The organism is Bradyrhizobium iriomotense, from assembly GCF_030160715.1.
Lineage (GTDB): Bacteria > Pseudomonadota > Alphaproteobacteria > Rhizobiales > Xanthobacteraceae > Bradyrhizobium > Bradyrhizobium iriomotense.
The window spans coordinates 229,291-243,543 of sequence record NZ_BSOW01000001.1; the positions used below are offsets into that span (position 1 = coordinate 229,291).

11 protein-coding genes are annotated in these 14,253 nt (G+C 64.2%); 7 read left to right on the forward strand and 4 right to left on the reverse strand.

What is annotated here, in order from left to right; genetic code table 11:
- Positions 1–21: 21 nt before the first annotated feature.
- Genes QQL28_RS01015 through QQL28_RS01025 form a run of 3 tightly spaced genes read left to right on the forward strand, consistent with a single transcriptional unit; the run spans position 22 to position 3,681 of the window.
- Positions 22–804: a cyclase family protein gene (locus QQL28_RS01015; protein WP_284260212.1), complete on the forward strand. Its 783-nt coding sequence runs from the start codon at positions 22–24 to the stop codon at positions 802–804.
- A 57-nt stretch (positions 805–861) separates the two neighbouring features.
- Entirely contained in the window at positions 862–2,019 is a 1,158-nt protein-coding gene (locus QQL28_RS01020; RefSeq protein WP_284260213.1) for an ABC transporter substrate-binding protein, read from the forward strand.
- 27 nt (positions 2,020–2,046) lie between these two features.
- Positions 2,047–3,681, forward strand: a complete 1,635-nt coding sequence (locus tag QQL28_RS01025; protein WP_284260214.1) for an ATP-dependent acyl-CoA ligase — start codon at positions 2,047–2,049, stop codon at positions 3,679–3,681.
- A gap of 97 nt (positions 3,682–3,778) precedes the next feature.
- On the opposite strand, the gene QQL28_RS01030 is transcribed toward QQL28_RS01025, so the two are convergent.
- A complete protein-coding gene (locus tag QQL28_RS01030; RefSeq protein ID WP_284260215.1) occupies positions 3,779–4,282 on the reverse strand; it encodes a MarR family winged helix-turn-helix transcriptional regulator in 504 nt (167 codons plus the stop codon).
- A 483-nt stretch (positions 4,283–4,765) separates the two neighbouring features.
- Here QQL28_RS01030 and QQL28_RS01035 point away from each other — a divergent pair, with 483 nt between their 5' ends.
- From QQL28_RS01035 to QQL28_RS01045, 3 genes are all read left to right on the forward strand, one after another.
- Positions 4,766–5,617 (forward strand): hypothetical protein, encoded by an 852-nt coding sequence (locus QQL28_RS01035; RefSeq protein WP_284260216.1) that lies wholly within the window; start codon positions 4,766–4,768, stop codon positions 5,615–5,617.
- Between the two features lie 309 nt (positions 5,618–5,926).
- Entirely contained in the window at positions 5,927–7,141 is a 1,215-nt protein-coding gene (locus QQL28_RS01040) for a hypothetical protein (RefSeq protein ID WP_284260217.1), read from the forward strand.
- 96 nt (positions 7,142–7,237) lie between these two features.
- Entirely contained in the window at positions 7,238–7,531 is a 294-nt protein-coding gene (locus tag QQL28_RS01045) for a hypothetical protein (RefSeq protein WP_284260218.1), read from the forward strand.
- Positions 7,532–7,584: 53 nt separating this feature from the next.
- On the opposite strand, the gene QQL28_RS01050 is transcribed toward QQL28_RS01045, so the two are convergent.
- From QQL28_RS01050 to QQL28_RS01060, 3 genes are all read right to left on the reverse strand, one after another.
- The gene (locus QQL28_RS01050) at positions 7,585–8,817 is read right to left on the reverse strand and encodes an HlyD family type I secretion periplasmic adaptor subunit (RefSeq protein WP_284260219.1); all 1,233 of its coding nucleotides are present in this window, start codon (positions 8,815–8,817) and stop codon (positions 7,585–7,587) included.
- 134 nt (positions 8,818–8,951) lie between these two features.
- Positions 8,952–11,150, reverse strand: coding sequence for an ATP-binding cassette domain-containing protein (locus tag QQL28_RS01055; RefSeq protein WP_284260220.1), 2,199 nt, complete (start codon positions 11,148–11,150; stop codon positions 8,952–8,954).
- Complete coding sequence (locus QQL28_RS01060; RefSeq protein ID WP_284260221.1) at positions 11,147–12,751, reverse strand: ABC transporter transmembrane domain-containing protein; 1,605 nt, start codon at positions 12,749–12,751, stop codon at positions 11,147–11,149. The genes QQL28_RS01055 and QQL28_RS01060 overlap by 4 nt, the downstream gene beginning before the upstream one ends.
- A gap of 389 nt (positions 12,752–13,140) precedes the next feature.
- Here QQL28_RS01060 and QQL28_RS01065 point away from each other — a divergent pair, with 389 nt between their 5' ends.
- Entirely contained in the window at positions 13,141–14,205 is a 1,065-nt protein-coding gene (locus QQL28_RS01065; protein WP_431309556.1) for an amino acid ABC transporter substrate-binding protein, read from the forward strand.
- Positions 14,206–14,253 lie beyond the last annotated feature (48 nt).

A 14,253-nucleotide genomic window follows, 5' to 3' on the forward strand; every position in this document is an offset into this window, starting at 1 on the left:
ACCAAGCCGGAGGACGTGACAATGCAAAGCAAGAATCTCCTGGAACTGGCGGGTGCGATTTCTTCCGGCGCGGTGCGCGTCGTCGATCTGACCTTTACGCTCAGTCCTGATTTCCCGGTCATCGTGCTGCCGCCGGAGTTCGGCCAGGCAGCTCCCGTCCGCATCCAGGAGATTTCGCGATATGACGGTCGCGGCCCGGCCTGGTACTGGAACAACGTGACGTTCGGCGAGCACACCGGCACGCATTTCGACGCGCCGATTCACTGGTTCACCGGCAAGGACCTGCCGAACAATGCTGTCGACACCATGCCGCCGAAGGACATGATCGCGCCGGCTTGCGTCATCGATTGCTCGGCAGAGGCGGCGAAGGATCCAGACTTCGTGTTGACGGTCCCGCTTGTTGAAGCCTGGGAGGCGAAGCACGGACGGATTCCCGAGCGGCACTGGGTTCTGCTGCGCACCGATTGGTCGAAGAAGGGCTGGCGCGACTATTCCAACCTCAGGGATGACGGCGCGCACACGCCGGGTCCGAATCCGGCGGTCATGAAATGGCTGGTGGAGGAGCGCCGCATCATCGGCTTCGGCACCGAGACCATCGGCACCGATGCGGGACAGGCCGGTCATTTCGAGCCACCTTATCCGGCGCATCACTTCCTGCACGGCGCCGGCCGGTATGGCCTTCAGTGCCTCTGCAACCTCGATCAGCTTCCCGCCACCGGCGCCGTCATCGTGGCTTCGCCCCTGAAGATCCAGAACGGCTCCGGCAGCCCGCTGCGCGTGATCGCCCTGGTTTCGGCGAGCTGAAGCGGGCGGACGGCGCTTGCCAGACAGAAGAAACGCAAACCAAGAGAGACAGGTGCCATGATCTCGATGAAGACCCTGCTGGCTTCAGCCGTATTACTTGTCGCCGTTCCGCAAGTCGCGCAGGCGGAGATCCTCGTCGGATTCGTCACCGGCCTCAGCGGGCCGGTGTCGTCGATCGGGATTCCCAACGCGAAGGGGATCGCGGCAGGGCAGGCCTATGTCGGGGAGATCGGCGAGGAGAAGCTGCGCATCATTCAGCTTGACGACGGATCCGACCCGACGGCGTCGGCGCGCAACGCGCGCAAGCTGGTCGAGCAGGAGAAGGTCGACATTCTGATTGGAACGTCCGGAGCGCCGCAGACTCTGGCAATGGCGACGGCCGCGATCGAGATGAAGATTCCGATGATCGCGGTGTCGCCGATCGCGCCGGTGCCGCCCGGCGATGGCGGGCCCTGGGTCGTGCAGACGCCGCAACCGACGCCGCTTCTCGTCCAGGGTATCGTCGATCACATGAAGGCGCGAGGATTGAAGACCGTCGCGTTCATCGGCTTCTCGGATGCATTTGGCGACCTCATGTACGACTCGCTGTCGCAAAGCGCCAAGGCGGCCGATATCAAGGTCATCGCCAACGAACGCTACGCCAGATCGGATTCGTCGGTGACCGCCCAGGTGCTGCGTGCGATTGCGGCGCGGCCCGACGCCATCATGCTCGGCGGCACGGGAACGCCGGGTGCGCTGCCGGTGATCGCTCTGTCAGAGCGCGGATATAAGGGGCCGCTCTACGGCAATCACGGGCTGATCAGCGCCGATTTCCTGCGTCTCGCCGGCAAGGCTGCCAACGGCATCATCTGCCCGACGGGGCCCGTCACCGCGGCCGAGCAGCTTCCGGCCAGCAATCCAATCCAGAAGGTTGCCTTGGCTTTTCGCGCGGCCTTCGAGAAGGCGAATGGCGAAGCACCGACCGACTCGTTCTCGTCCTATTCGTTCGACGGCTGGCTGGTGCTGGCCGATGCGGCCAAACGCGCGATGGCGACCGGCGCCAAGCCGGGTTCGCCGGAATTCCGTACCGCGCTTCGCCAGGCGCTGTTTAGCACCAAGGAGGTGGTCGGGACGCAGGGGGTCTACTCCTACACGCCGGCGGATCGGCACGGAGTCGACGATCGCTCGCGTGTCCTGGTTCAGATCGAGGACGGAAAATACAAGCTGCTGCCCTGATCGGGCGTGATTGTGACGGAGAGCAACGTGCAGGCAAACGGCGGCAAGACGGTGGAGCAGCGTAGTGCGATGCCGGCCTGGGCGCGCGCGGTGGAGCTGTTTCCACCCGTGGACAGGGTTCTCTCCACCATCCTGACGCGGCAGGCCGAGCGCTACGGCGATCGCGTCCTGCTGGTCGCCGGAGAGACGCGCTGGACTTATGCGCAGACGGCCGCGATCGCGGCGGCATCCGCCCAGACCCTCATCGACGCCGGGATCAAGCCCGGCGACCGGGTCGCACTGATGTGCTCGAACCGCCCGGAATTCCTTCAGGTCTATCTGGGCTGCGCGTGGCTCGGCGCAATCGTGGTGCCGATCAATACCGCACTAAGAGGCTTCCAGCTTTCCCATATTTTTCGCAACTCGCGGCCTGCGTTGCTCGTCGTCGAGGCACCGTTTGTTGCTGCCATCGAGACGGTGGACGCCGATGTCGAACTGCCGTCGCAGACATGGATGATCGGGTCTGCCACCGAGACGAAGATATCGTCGGTGCCATTGCCCACCCTTCGATCAGGCGCTCCCGCAGTCGCGGTACGGCCAGGCGATACCGTTGCCATCCTCTACACGTCAGGCACTACGGGGCCTGCCAAAGGCGTGTGCTGTCCGCAGGCGCAACTGTTCTGGTGGGGCATCTATTCGGCGCGGGCACTAGGCATCCGCGAGGGCGACGTACTGTTCACGACGCTGCCGCTGTTCCATACCAACGCTCTGAACGCGCTCTATCAGGCTGTCCTCAATGGATGCACTTACGTCCTGGAGCCGAAATTCTCGGCGTCGGGCTTTTGGGCGGCCGCACGAGCGCACAATGCGACCGTCGGCTATCTGCTCGGGGCCATGGCTTCGATGCTTTTGGCGCAACCCAGGACGGAGAACGACACAGCCCATCACCTTCGCGTCGCGCTCGGTGGTGGCGTGCCGCCGCAGATCCATCGGCCGTTCCTCGAACGGTTCGGCGTGCCGCTGGTCGACGGCTATGGATCGACGGAGACCAACTTCGTGTTCGCGGGATCGATCCCGTCCGATCGTCCCGGGACGATGGGTTATCTGGCCGACGGCGTTGAAGCCCGCATCGTCGATGAACACGATTCAGAGTTGCCTGATGGGCAGGCGGGCGAGCTTGTCCTTCGCGCCGGGCAGCCCTTTGCGTTTGCCACCGGCTATTTCGGCATGCCGGAGAAAACGGTCGATGCCTGGCGAAACCTCTGGTTCCACTCCGGCGATCGCGTCGTTCGCGATTGCGATGGGCACTATCGCTTCATCGACCGCATGAAGGACTCGATCCGTCGCCGTGGCGAGAACGTGTCCTCCTGGGAGGTCGAGCAGACCATCCAGTCGCATCCCGCTGTTGCGGCTTGCGCCATCTACCCGTTGCCGTCCGAACTGGGAGAGGACGAGGTCGCCGCCGCGATCCTGCTCGAGCCCGGACAATCCTTGGAGCCCGTCGACATCGTCAGGCATTGCGAAGGGCAGATCGCCTATTTTGCCATTCCCCGCTATGTGCGCATTGTAAGCCAGATGCCACTGACGGAGAACGGCAAGATCAAGAAGGGTGTGCTGCGTGATGCGGGCGTGACAGCGGATACGTGGGACCGCGAGGCGGCCGGCATTCGGGTGCGGCGCTAAAGCGCGATGAGATTAGGATGAATCGTCATCGCGCTTCAGGTTGTTGTTTGAGCATGATCTTTTCGGAAAACCATGCAGGGGTTTTCCGAGTCTCGGCTCACGGCTTCTGCATCGTGTCCCTGACGGCGCCCTTGAGCTCGTCGAGCTCGCTGGTCAACCCATCGAGCCGATCAGCCGGGAAGCCCGCGAGCAGCTCGGCCAGCCACGAGCCATGGCTCTTGGCCATGCGCCTGAATGCTTTCTGACCTTCGACGGTCATGCAAACGATCTGCACGCGCCGATCGAGGTTCGACGGCGTGCGGGTGATGTAACCGTCCGCGACCAGTCGGTCGACAATGGGGGTGAGGTTTCCGGCGGAGACCATCAGGCGCTTGGGCAGCTCTCCCAGCACCAATCCACTCGGCTCGCGGTCGAGCTGGGCCAGAACGTCGAAGCGGGGCATGGTGAAATCGAACTCCTCGCGAAACCGCCGCCGCAGCTCGCCCTCGATCAAGGTCGTGCAGGCGAGCAGCCGGAGCCAAAGCCGTGTCTGAGCCCTGTACTCGGCCTCCTGATCACTCCCGTTCTTCGAAACAGGCGGGGACTCCTTTGCGAGTGCCAAATCAAATCTCCTGGGCATCTAGGCTGGAAGGCGACGGCTTTGACGTCGTTGCAAGATAGTTTGTGCCAAAAGTAAATTCAAGGCTCGTCCAGGACGCACGGAGTCGGCTCTCCCGTGTGCAGACTTTGCCGCAGGCGGAAGTGACCGAGCACCGAAAGGCAATCTCTGCGGCTTGCCGACATGCGCCTGGGCAATCCCCTCAGCGGGCCTCATTATTTTATATTTAAAATAAATCGATGGCCCGCGTTGACCAACTGCGCCCGGCCAACGTTTCCGACGTCGCGGCAAGCGCGCTACGCGGTGGCATCCACCTTCTCCGCGCGTGGATGCGATCGCGATAATAGGGAGATGAACCCGAGCGGCGACAACGCGCAACGGTTTCCGGGGGGCCAGGATGGAAGATCGGAGACGAGCACGACCGCGTGGCGGTCGCGTCATCTCCAAATGCTTAGTTCGGCCGACGCGCGCGGTCGAGTGCTAGCCATGGTGGCCGTGGTCCGTCTCGACCGGCGTATCCATGGCTGGAACGTGGGTCGCGGCGGCATCGTCGTGTTGCATCGGTTGCAGGCTGTGGTCGGCGTCCGGCGTTCCGTGGGCACCGCCGGCTTCCGCGAAAAGCTGGTCAGGCGCAATGGGCTGCTGATGATCCATCTGAGGCGTGATCTCGCCCGCCAGATGAGTGTACTCCGGCGCACTTTGATCATGACCGCTGCCATGGAGCGATTGTCCGGCATCGCCCTCATGGGCCTGAGCCAGCGCGAGATATTCGCTCGCCGGCGACGGCGCGGCGAGGTCGCCGTGATGTTCACCGGCAACGTTGGTGATGTCGTGCGCGTGCTCGAACGCGGTCGCGCCGCCGACGGCGTCGAAGTGAGAGCCGTCGTGGTCGGTCTGCGATTGCGCGACCAGGTCGTGATAGGGCTGCGCGGGATCGGACATGTCTGCATGCCCCTGGCCCGCATGCAGACCCGCATCCTCGTGGGTCTCATGTCCACCATGGTCCTGGCCGATGTGCAGTCCCATGTCGTCGTGGTGATCGTGATCGCCATGGTCCTGGCCGACGTGCAATCCCACGTCACCATGGTGATCATGGTCGCCGTGGTTTTGACCAGTGTGCAGTCCGGTGTCGCCGCGATGGTCATGATCGCCCTGGTCCTGGCCGATGTGCAGACCCATGTCGCCGTGGTGAGCGTGGTCGCCATGGTCCTGACCTGTGTGCAGCCACATGTGGTCATGGCCGTCGTGATCGCCGTGGTCCTGTCCATGATGCAGTCCGGTATCACCGCGATCGGCATCATGTGCGCCGGATGGGTGCCCGGCGTGGTGATCGGCTGAAAGTGCCGCGGCCATGTGATCGCCGCCGCTCGTGCCCGTAGCAGGTGCATCTGCGTTATGTGCCGTGTCCGAAGCGGCCACGGAGTCTGACGGATGTTGGTCGGTGCCTGCTGTATCCGCCGACGTCGTGCTGGCGGATTGCGCTGCGTCGTGGGTGGTCGCATCCGCCGATGTGGTCGCGGCATCGGCAACGCTCGCAGCTGACGCGCCGACTTGCGTTGTCGTGGCCGTCGCTGCATCCGCGGCTGCGTGCGCACTCGCATCGCTCGTGGTGCCGGTTGTCAGGCTGTCGCCAGAGGCGTGGGTGCTATGGCCAACCTGATTGCCCTGGTTGACTCCCTGATTGCCTTGGCCGTTGTCGGTGCCGGTGCCGGCCTGCTGACCGGTCTGGCTGTCAGCTCCAGAGCCGTTGCCTTGGCCGGTGTGATTGCCCTGGTTGACGCCTTGATTGCCTTGGCCGTTGTCCGTTCCAGTGCCGGCTTGCTGGCCTGTCTGGTTGTCAGCTCCCGAGGCGTTGCCATGGCCGACCTGATTGCCCTGGCTGACTCCCTGATTGCCTTGGCCGTTGTCGGTGCCGGCCTGCTGGCCTGTCTGGCTGTCAGCTCCAGAGCCGTTGCCTTGGCCGGTGTGATTGCCCTGATTGACGCCTTGGTTGCCTTGGCCGTTGTCCGTTCCAGTGCCGGCTTGCTGGCCGGTCTGGTTGTCGCTTCCAGAGCCGTTGCCTTGGCCGGTGTGATTGCCCTGGTTGACACCTTGGTTGCCCTGGCCGTTGTCCGTTCCAGTACCGGCTTGCTGGCCGGTCTGGTTGTCGCTTCCAGAGCCGTTGCCTTGGCCGGTGTGATTGCCCTGGTTGACGCCTTGGTTGCCTTGGCCGTTGTCCGTTCCAGTGCCGGCTTGCTGGCCTGTCTGGCTGTCACCTCCCGAGCCGTTGCCTGGGCTTGTGCCGGTCGTGCCGGTGTCGCCACCTTGATTGCCGTCACTGCCTTGGTCGCCCGAGCCATCGCTGCCGCTGCCGCCTGCCTGCTGGCCGGTCTGACCGTCGCCACCCGCGCCGGTGCCTGGGCTTGTACCGGTCGTGCCGGTGTCGCCACCTTGATTGCCCTGACTGCCTTGGTCGCCCGAGCCATCGCCACCACCGCCGCCCGCCTGCTGGCCAGTCTGTCCGTCACCACCGGAGCCAGTGCCATCACCCGAGCCGGTGGTGCCGCCACCATGATTGGTCTGATCGCCCGTACCATCACCACCCCCGACAGCAGTCAGTCCGTCGTTGCCTTGGTTGCTCTGGCTTTCCGTGCCGTCGCCGCTGCCGGCAGTGTGCTGGTTGGTCTGATCGCCGCCGGAAGTCCCGCCGTGCCCTGTGCCGTGATTGCCGGTGCCCGGCTGATCCACAATGGGTGTGGTGGTCACAGTGGAGCCTTGTGCTACTCCGCGAGCATCAGCGAGGTATTCGCCCTTGCTTGCTTCATCACTGCTGCTCCCGCCACCACCGCCACCGGCGTGCGGACCAGCCGGAACGGGTGCTGACTCGTGGGCCAATGCGGATTGGGGCGCTGTTGTGAGCGGCGTCACCAGGCCACCCGAGCCCACGTGAACCGGCGCTGCCGTTTGCGGGTGCGATGGTTGATCGGCACCGGCACCGGCGTTGAAGCCGCCGCTGCCGCCAACAGGAAGATTCGTGTCGTCTGCGCCCGATGTCGCGCCGCTCGTCTCGTGACCCGTGTGCAGCGGTTCTTCGGAGAGTTGTCTCAACGCATCGATGTCGGCAGATGCACTGCCGTGGCCGGCACCGCCATCCGGGCGGGCCAGATCGCCGTCGGGGCCATAGAGCCAGCCGATCGGCATCTCCTCGTGCGCCAGGTCGGGCTGATCAATCGGCCTGTCGATCGCTTTCTTGAGCTCGTTCTGCGCCGATGACGTCTTCGTGTTCGTTTTTGAATCCTTCGCGGACTTGGTCATCACAGACCTCCTCAGCGTTCGCGCATCGCCGTATCCACGGTGGTGTAGATCGGCTTCAGCAGATACTGAAAGATGGTTTTCTGCCCGGTCAGGATCGTGGCCTCACCGGTCATGCCGGGCGTCACCACGTGCGCCGCATCGGCGCCAACGTGTGGCCGGTCCAGCTCGATCTCGACCTGGAAATAAGGCGCCTGGCCCGGTCCGCCGACCGTGCTGGACGGCGCTATGCGAACGACCTTCCCGGGGATCGATCCGTAACGGCTGTAGTCGAACGCATCCGATTTCACGATTGCCGTCTGATCGAGCCGCACGAAGCCGATGTCGCGCGGCGACACGCGGGCCTGTATCAGCACCCGCCCGGCCGGCACGATCTCGCACACCGTGCCGCCGGGCGGGATCACCGTGCCGATCGGCGTTTCCGAGATCTTCTGCACGACGCCGTCGACCGGGGCTTCGACCTCGATATCCGCGGATCGGCTCTGGTAAGCAGCCTGGGTCGCCTTCAACTCGTCGAGTTGGACCATGAGCTCGGATCTCTGGTTGCGGGCGTCAGCGGCGGACTTTGCGAGAACCGCCTCACGCTGGGCTTCAAGACCCTTGATGCGCGCGTCGTGCTGATCGAGCGAGGCCACGAGCTGGGTATGCACCCGCTCGGACTGCGCCGCCTCTTCCTGCGCCTGAGCAAGCCGGTTGGCCGGAATGACGCCGATGTCGACGCCATGACGCATGCGATCCAGTAATTCCTGCGTTGCATCGAGACTGGTCTTGGCCGCGGGTATCTCGCGCTTGGCAGCATCAAGGGCCGATTTCTCCGCCTCGATCTGCTTGTCCTTCTCTTCGAGGTTCCGCGTGAGCTCGCGTTGCTGCTGGTCACTGAGGGACTCGGCTTCCTTCACCATTCCCGGATATTTGGATCGATACGGGTCGAAGACAGGAGGGCGGTTGAGGGCGAATGCGTCCAGCCGTTCGATCTGGACGGCCAGATAGGCCATGCGCACTTCGGAGCGCGCCAGGTCGCGCAGCAGGTCCTCGGCTCGGAACTTGGCGATCAGCTGCCCCTTCGTCACCTGCTCATCATTGTGAACCAACACGGCAGCAAGCGCGCCACCCTCGGGCGCCTGGATCACCTGCACACGCCCCAGCGGCACGAATTCGCCGCGGGCGCGCGCGACCTCCTGAACGGGAATGATCAGGGACAGCACGATGAGAAACGCCACCAGGGCGACAACGCCGATCAGCAGCATGCGAACGCCGCGGGTGACCCGGGAATACTCGACATCGCCGCCGATCTGATCCGCGGAGCGCTGCTCCTTGGCGATCGACTGGACGATGTCCTTGCCGGTTTGCGCGTCCAAACAATCCTCCCGTCCGATTCTTGCTATCCAATCCTGGCCAGCGGTCGCTTGGCCGCGGGTTGCGCCGCCGGGCCCGCGTGCAGCACGCTGCCGCGCTCCATGATGACGATCTGGTCGCTGCTCTGAATGTGTGCGGTGGAGTAGGGCGACCAGATCACTGTGGTGCGCCCGCGGATGGAATCGAGATAGTTTTCGATCCGCTTGTCCCAGAGCACGTCGCCACTCACGCCCGTGCCGTCCAGCAGCAGGACCGCAGGATCGCCGAGCGTCGCCGCGACGAAGGCGACGACGTAGCGAAGTCTCAGCTCGGAATGATCCTCATTGAAGGGATTGAGCTGGCGATCGAGCACGCTGGCTGCGCGGCACGCAAAGGCCGGAATGTTTTCCCAGTCGCGGCCGAGAACCCGTCCGAAGGCATCCATGGCTTCCTGATCCGTCAGTGTCGGCAGGCGCAGGCGCAGATAGTCACGCACCGACATCGGCAATGCCGGGACCACCTGCGGCACGTAGCCGATCCAGGCCCGATACTCGGTTGCGTCGAATTGACGGATGTCCCGCCCATTGACGAGGACGCGGCCGGATTGCGGCCGGCGCAAACCGGCCAGGCATTCGAGCAGCGCAGTCTTGCCGCCGGCGTTCGGGCCGACCACGGCGGCGCGCGCGCCCGCCGGCACGGTGAAGGAGACGCCATTGAGGGCTGCTTCCTGATCGGCATCCAGCCTGTAGTAGAGACGCTCGACCGTCAGCATCGCGCTGGCGATGCCGCAGGGGCTGGCGATGTCGACACCCGGGTGCTCGGCCGGGGCCATCATCAATTGATCGAGCTGCGCGACCGAATTGCGGACCTGGCGCAATCGCACCAGCGATCCGAACGCCTGCTGCGCCGGTGTCGTAATGCGCCAGATCAGCATCATCGCCGCCACGAGCCCGCCCGCGTGCATGAGCCCCTCGAGCACCAGCACGATGCCGACGCACAAGGTCGCGAGCACGGTGAATTCGGTGAGCGCCTGTCCCATGACCTGGGCACGCGCCACGGCGATCGCATAGTCGCGGTTGCGCGCGGCAGCTTCCCGTGACGCGTCGGCGAACCGGTTGAGCCATTGGCTGCCGCCGCCGGCATGATGAAAGGCGCTGATGCCCATGAATGCCGCGCCGGCCATCTCGTCGAGCCGCGCCGCTGCCACGCCCGCTGCGGTGGATTTGCTGGAGACGTAGTCGGCGGTCGGCAGCGCGAGCAGCGCGTAGATCGACAATGCGACAAGCGGCACGAAGACCAGCCATCCTCCCATCAGCGCGATCGTCAGCACGAAGATCGCCACGAACGGATAGTCGATCAGGTTGGCGCCGCCCATGCCGCTCAGGAACTGCCGCGCGCTCTCGAAGCTGCGCATGCGGATGACATTGTTCTGGACCCCGAATTTCGCGGACATGTCGAGCGGAAGGCTGAGCATCTTGCGCATGGCCGCTTCCCCGATGCGGGTTCCGACCCAGCTGCTCATGCGCGACGTCACCACCTGACGTCCGATCCTCAGCGCCCAGCCGCCGAGAATGACGACGACGGCGAACAGGGCGATCCACCACACCGACCCGGCGGCGCCCGAAGGGATCACGACACTGTAGACCACCATCGTGTAAAGCGACACGGCCAGGGCCGCGAGGTTGATGAAGGTGCTCATGGCGCCGAGCGCGAAGAGCTCGTCGCGAACCCGCTCGAACAGGTTGCGGAACCACCTCGGACGCGGCTCGTCGACTGGATGAAAGTCGAGGTCCGGCTCGATCGCGGTGATCCTATCGCCGGTCACGGGCGCGAAGTTGTCCTCTACGCGGCCGCCGACCAGCCAGCTGTCCTTTCCGTTTGGCTGCCCAAGATAGATCGCGACCGTGCCGGAGCGTCGAACGATGCTGCCGGTGCGCAGGTGGATCGTATCGGACGCGGTCCCGCGCGCTGTGATCTGCCGAACGCGGAATCCGAGATCGGACAGGAGCTGCTCGAGCTCCTCCATCGACAACGGCACGTCCGGCGAGGGTAACAGCGCTGCCAGGCTTCGCACGGCTCCCGGCCATCCCAGTACGACCAGCAGCGAGGGCAGGGCGGCAGCGAGCGGCGAATTGGCGCGGCGCTGCGGGCCGACGATGGCCTCGAGGCGCTCGAGCCACGCAGCCTCGCTCCAGCTTGCCTGGGGCGGCGCGGGACGTGCGATCGGCGGCAACATCTCGTTCATGTCTGCGTCTCTTCGCCGCGCAGACGGATCGTCTGGTCGGCGATCTCCAGAAGCGAGGGATCCTGCGACACCAGGAAGATCGTGGTCCGCCCCTTGATCTCCTTGAGGGTCTCGACGAGCCTGCGCATGCCGCCGAGATCGAGCGCTACACCGACCTCGTCGAGGCAAAGAACGGCGGGCCGTCGCACCAGGGCGCGGATCAGGCCGATGCGCACGGCGATGCCGGGGCTCACGATTTCCGCGCCGGCGGGGCCGACCATCGTCATGAGGCCCTGCTTGAGACCGTCGACGAACGCGTTGAGGCCCAGGCGCTGCATGAGCTCGATCGCATCGGCGTTATATTGCGGGCTGAACAGCGTCATGTTGTCGAGCAGGGTGCCGCCGATCAGGTTCGTGTGGCAGCTCACCATCGCGATGCCGTCCCGGAAGCTCCGGTTCTCGAAGCTACTCCCCGGCATCCCGTCATAGGTGACGTGGACGTCGAGCGAGTCGTCCAGCCGCGCCACGGCTTCGAGCAGCGCCGTGGCTGCGAGAGGATCGACGGCATCGACATGAACGGCGTTTCCTCGGGGAATTGCGACGGAGCCGTCTCTTAGGGCGCTTCCCGAGAGTTCGATTTGACCGCCGCGGAAGATTTGCCGCCCGCTGTCCCTCCAGAGCCGCGCCTGCGGAAGCCGCAGCACGCTTTCGATCTTGCGCTCGGCTTCCCGCCGGTAGCTCAGCCGGCTGAGATACACGAAGGCACCCATCGCTGGGCCTATCGAGCGCCCGGCCAGGAGCGTACACGCCGCCAATCCGCCGGTCGTCAGATGGCCCCCAACAACCATGAATGCGCCGATCGTAACAACGGCGACGGTCGCGATTTGCGACAGCAATGCGCCGTTCTCCCGGATCAGGGCGAGCTGGTCTTCGATGCGGGCTTCTGCGGCCATGACGCGGGCAACCACGTCGCGATAGCGGCGGGTGAGCATCGGCTCGGCCGCCATCGCCTTCACTTCGACGAGACCTCCAAAGATGCCCCAGGCGAGGTTTCGCCGCTCGGCTTCCGCGGCTTCGAGGTCATGCATCGTCTTTCTGGTGGCCCGCGTGACGAGCAGCGCCGCAATCAGGGCGACGATCGTGAGCACGATCGGAACCAGGGCAAGCCATGACGCGATATAGGCGATCAACCCGATATAGATTGCGAGGAAGGGCAGCTCGTGCAGCGCCGCGGCGGCATTGCCGGACCAGAAGTCACGGACCTGGCCCACCGCGCGCACGGCGTCCGACAAAGCCGGCACGCCGTAGGCCTGAACGGCCTTGCCGTTGGCGCGCATAAGGTGATCGAGCTCGAGCAGGGTAACGCGGCTTTCAAAGGCCTCGCCGACATAAGCAAAGAGAACGGATCGCCCGTAGCGCAGCAGCGCCTCCAGCACGATCGCAACGGACACGCCGAGCGCCAGAACGAACGTCGTTGAATAGGCCTCGTTCGGAAGAATGCGGTCGTATGTCTGCAACAGCGCGAGCGGGACGGCCAGGGCCAGAAGATGGGCACAAATTGAGGCGGCCGTGCTTAGCACGGTCACGCTCATCGGCCTGGTTTCCGCCACCTGGCTAAGCATTTCCTGAGCCTCCTCGAACATCACGAACGAGGCTGCATCAACGTCGTGGCCCTGAGAGAACCACCGTCCCAAGGCCTATATCTCTGCGAGTAAAGTATTTCAAATACACTTGAACGAAAAGTCTCTTCAGCGGAAAGGCGGCACGCATCGGTGCGGTTCCCAACCGCTGTTCCTCTAAAATGGGGAAAGAGAATGAAGCTCCGCTGGCACAAATTGCACACGTCGCGTGCGAGCGTCCGATGCGCCGACAGCCAGGGTGCAAACACCATAGCACTCAACCGCAACGGTCGAACCGGCGTCGCGCAAATTTGATCATCGCGCAGACTGTCGCCGGGCGTATTGATGGGGGCAGGCGCCTCAAACGTAGTTCCTCGCAACGGAGGATCGTCATGCCCGTCGCAGCGCTGAAAGTATCTGTCATCGCCGTCGCGCGCCGCGCGGGTTTTTTACCTTTGGCAATGGCCATCTGTGCATTGCTCGCGGCGCCATCGCCGTCCGCGGCTCAAAAAACCCTCAAGGCCATCAAGGAGCGCGGCGAGGTCCGCTGTGGCGTCAGCGGTCATTTGCCGGGCTTTTCTGCGAAGGATGCCAATGGTGGGTGGAGGGGGTTCAGCGTCGACGTCTGCCGCGCCCTCGCGGCGGCGATTTTCGATGATCCCTCGAAGGTCGTGTTCACGCCTCTCACCGTGGAGACCGGCTTCGGGCCGCTCATCTCCGGCGAAATCGATGTGCTGGCGCGGGCCAACTCCTGGACGCTTGCCCGTGAGGCGGGGCTTGGAATCCAGTTTGCCTACGTGAACTATTTTGATGGTCAAGGCTTCATGGTGCGTAAGAACCGCGGGGCAGTTTCAGGACGCGATCTGAACGGCACCAAGGTCTGTGTCCAGCGCGAAAGCACAAGCGAACTCAACCTCGCCGACTACTTCCGTGCCAACAAGCTCAATTATGAAGAGGTCGCGCTGGCGAACCAGCAAGAGGTTGTCGCGGCGTATGATGAAGGCCGCTGCGATGCCATCACTAGCGACATATCGCGGCTTCATTCCGAACGGCTGGAGTTGAAGGCGTCTGATGATCACGTCATTCTGCCTGATGTCATCGCGAAGGAGCCGCTCGGTCCTGCGGTGCGCAATGGCGACGACCAATGGCTTACCGTGGTCAAATGGGCACATTTCGCCATGGTCGATGCCGAAGAACTGGGCGTGAGCCAAAAGACGCTGTCTGACGAGATGAATTCGGAAGGGGCCAAGACCAAACGCCTGCTTGGAAGCTATGCGGCGCTTGGCGAAGCGCTCGGCCTTTCCAATGATTGGGTCGTGCGCATCATTCACCATGTCGGCAATTATGGTGAAGTCTATGAACGCAACTTGGGCACCGGCTCCAAGCTCGCGATCCCGCGCGGGCTGAATCGGCTATGGAACGACACTGGCCTTCAATACGCCCCTCCGATGCGCTGACGCGCCACTGCCGGAGCCGGGGCAACTGAGACGCGCGTACGGGAAACG

Bases quoted from the DNA above. Each gene is read 5' to 3' on its own strand.
- QQL28_RS01060 (WP_284260221.1), bottom strand. From the start codon at position 12,751: ATGCTTAGCCAGGTGGCGGAAACCAGGCCGATGAGCGTGACCGTGCTA.
- QQL28_RS01015 (WP_284260212.1), top strand. From the start codon at position 22: ATGCAAAGCAAGAATCTCCTGGAACTGGCGGGTGCGATTTCTTCCGGC.
- QQL28_RS01050 (WP_284260219.1), bottom strand. From the start codon at position 8,817: ATGCTGCTGATCGGCGTTGTCGCCCTGGTGGCGTTTCTCATCGTGCTG.
- QQL28_RS01065 (WP_431309556.1), top strand. From the start codon at position 13,141: ATGCCCGTCGCAGCGCTGAAAGTATCTGTCATCGCCGTCGCGCGCCGC.
- QQL28_RS01055 (WP_284260220.1), bottom strand. From the start codon at position 11,150: ATGAACGAGATGTTGCCGCCGATCGCACGTCCCGCGCCGCCCCAGGCA.
- QQL28_RS01040 (WP_284260217.1), top strand. From the start codon at position 5,927: ATGGCCAACCTGATTGCCCTGGTTGACTCCCTGATTGCCTTGGCCGTT.
- QQL28_RS01020 (WP_284260213.1), top strand. From the start codon at position 862: ATGATCTCGATGAAGACCCTGCTGGCTTCAGCCGTATTACTTGTCGCC.
- QQL28_RS01035 (WP_284260216.1), top strand. From the start codon at position 4,766: ATGGTGGCCGTGGTCCGTCTCGACCGGCGTATCCATGGCTGGAACGTG.